The following is a 2,796-nucleotide window of genomic DNA, read 5'->3' on the forward strand; positions in this document are numbered from 1 at the left end:
AAGCAATTTGGTCGTATCCACGACACGTTGCTTTTCTACACCAAGGGTGCCGAGTGGCTATTTAACACTCAGTACGAACCATTGCCGATAAAGACGGCAGACAGCTGGTATCGCAACATAGAGACGGAAACAGGTAGGCGATTCAACAAGGCAGATTTGACTGCGGCAAAAGGTGGTGGAGATACGAGTTACGAATGGAAGGGCGTCCGTCCTCCTGTGGGGCGCTTCTGGGCATACTCCAAAGAGAACATGGAGCGCATGGACGCTGAGGGGCGGCTGGTCTACTCAGGCTCCGGGCGACCTTACATGAAGCGATACCTTGATGAGTCGCGAGGCGTCTCATTGCAGTCCATTTGGACTGACATTTCGATGCTTAGAGGGATCCAATCTACAGGTGATCAAGTCGAGCGTCTCGGCTACCCCACCCAAAAACCCGTGGCTCTGCTCGAACGCATTCTCGCAGCCTCCTCGAACGAAGGCGATGTCGTCCTCGACCCGTTCTGCGGCTGCGGCACCACGGTCCATGCCGCCGAAAAGCTTGGCCGAGCTTGGATCGGCATCGACGTCACCCACCTCGCCATAGGCCTCATCGAAAAGCGGCTGCGCGACGCCTTCCCGAAGGTCGCCTTCACCACCCACGGCGTGCCGCAGGACCTTGCCGGGGCGCGGGACATGGCCAACCGGGGCCGGGCCGACAAGAATTATTATTTCGAGTTCGAGAAATGGGCGCTGTCGCTGATCAACGCCCAGCCGGGAAACCTGTCCAAGAAGGGCGCCGACAAGGGGATCGACGGCAATATCTATTTCGGCAAGACCAGCCGCGCCATCGTCAGCGTCAAGGCGGGCGACAATGTCTCGGTCGCGATGATCCGCGACCTGCGCGGCGTGATCGAACGCGAAAAGGCCGAGATCGGCGTCTTCCTGACACTGACCGAGCCCACGAAGCCGATGGTGGCCGAGGCTGCTGCGGCAGGGCAATATATCGACAAGGACGATGACCGCCCGGTGCCGCGTATTCAGATCGTGACGATCGAAGACGCGCTGAAGCTTCGCGACCGGGCCGTGCATCTTCCCTTGGCGCGGGGGGACACGTTCAAGAAGGCCGCGCGGGAAGAGGACCGGAGCGCGCAAGGGAAGCTCGACCTCTGAGGCCCCGGATCAGGTCCGGGGCGCGGGGATGCGGATGGCTGCCGGTCAGAGCACCCGTCCGGCCACGGCGTCGAGTTTGGCCGTGAGGTCGGGGTCGCGTTTTTCGGGGGCGGTCATGATCGCATGGTCGAGCGCGCGGTCGCAGCCGTGGGGGCAGGTTTCGGGCCGGTCGCGGAGGAGGGCTGGGAGGCGTTTGACGAGGGCGCGGGCATTGGCGGAGTTGGCCCCCAGCGTCGCGATCACCTGGGCCACGTCCACCGCGTCATGGTCGGGATGCCAGCAATCGTAATCGGTGACCATCGCGACCGAGGCGTAACAAAGCTCGGCCTCGCGGGCGAGCTTGGCCTCGGGCATGCCGGTCATGCCGATCACATCAGCGCCCCAGGCATCGCGGTACATGCGGCTTTCGGCGAGGGTGGAGAACTGGGGCCCCTCCATCGCCAGATAGGTGCCTGCCTCGTGCACGCGGATGCCTTCGGCCTTTGCCGCCGTCACGCAGGCCGCCGAGAGGCGGGGGCAGGTCGGGTGGGCGAGGCTGACATGGGCGACACAGCCGGTGCCGAAGAACGACTTTTCACGGGCGAAGGTGCGGTCGATATACTGATCGACGATGACGAAGTCGCCGGGCGCCATATCCTCGCGGAATGATCCGCAGGCCGAGACGGCGATGACATCGGTCACGCCGAGCCGTTTCAGCGCGTCGATATTGGCGCGGTAGGGGACGGTCGTGGGCGAATGGACATGGCCACGCCCGTGGCGGGGCAGGAAGGCCATGGATATACCGTCGAGCTGCCCCATCAGGATCTGGTCCGACGGCGCCCCCCAAGGGGTCGCGACCGTCTGCCATTGCGCGTCCTCCAGCCCTTCGATCTGGTAGACGCCAGAGCCTCCGATGATGCCGATCATGGGTTCTGCCATGGGATTCTCCTTTTGCGTGTGGGGGAGCCTATAGCGTTTCGGGTTTATTCTGAATCAGAATTCGACGGGAAAAAGTTCGAAATCTGATAGCAGCTATCCCGACGTAAAGCCGAAGCGCTTTATGCGTCCGGCACGACGAAAACAGCGCGGATTGCGGGGCTGTGGTGAATTCCGAAACGTTCTTGTGTCGGTCTGCTGGCGCGAAACCGTTTCGGTGTTCAGCGGGGGCTGCGCGCGCCCGGCAGGACAGGATTGACAGCGAAAGGCCCGCCGGGATGGCGGGCCTTTGTGTCTTTGTCAGTCTGCGGTCAGAAGCGGTGGTTTCGATCCGGACAGCCTTGGTTTCTGAGGCTCCTCGATCTCCAGCATCAGCGCGTCGTCCTTCAGCCGGACATGCACGACGCCCCCCTTGGTGAGCTTGCCGAAGAGCAGTTCTTCCGCGAGCGGCTTCTTGATATGTTCCTGGATCACGCGGCCAAGGGGACGTGCGCCCATACGGTCGTCATAGCCTTTCTCGGCGATCCAGTTCGCGGCTTCGGGCGTAAGCTCGATATGGACGTTGCGATCCATGAGTTGCGCTTCGAGTTGCAGGACGAACTTGTCCACGACCTGCAGGATCACCTCGCGCGGCAGGGCCGAGAAGGAGATGACCGCATCCAGCCGGTTGCGGAATTCCGGCGTGAAGGTGCGCTCGATCGCCGCCGTATCCTCGCCCTCGCGCCGGTCGCG

At 62.7% G+C, this 2,796-nt stretch carries 2 protein-coding genes and 1 pseudogene; 1 reads left to right on the plus strand and 2 read right to left on the minus strand.

Translation table 11 applies throughout. The features are described from left to right. Window positions 1-15 precede the first annotated feature (15 nt). Window positions 16-1,149 (plus strand): DNA methyltransferase, encoded by a 1,134-nt coding sequence (locus tag WBB85_RS03435; protein ID WP_432637221.1) that lies wholly within the window; start codon window positions 16-18, stop codon window positions 1,147-1,149. A gap of 45 nt (window positions 1,150-1,194) precedes the next feature. On the opposite strand, the gene WBB85_RS03440 is transcribed toward WBB85_RS03435, so the two are convergent. Together WBB85_RS03440 and clpA are read right to left on the minus strand one after the other, a co-directional pair. Then, window positions 1,195-2,067 (minus strand): S-methyl-5'-thioadenosine phosphorylase, encoded by an 873-nt coding sequence (locus tag WBB85_RS03440; protein ID WP_432637220.1) that lies wholly within the window; start codon window positions 2,065-2,067, stop codon window positions 1,195-1,197. Between the two features lie 297 nt (window positions 2,068-2,364). Next, window positions 2,365-2,796, minus strand: a pseudogene (clpA, locus tag WBB85_RS03445) (ATP-dependent Clp protease ATP-binding subunit ClpA); the annotation flags it as partial.

This window comes from Albidovulum sp. (assembly GCF_049646345.1).
Classification (GTDB): Bacteria; Pseudomonadota; Alphaproteobacteria; order Rhodobacterales; family Rhodobacteraceae; genus Albidovulum.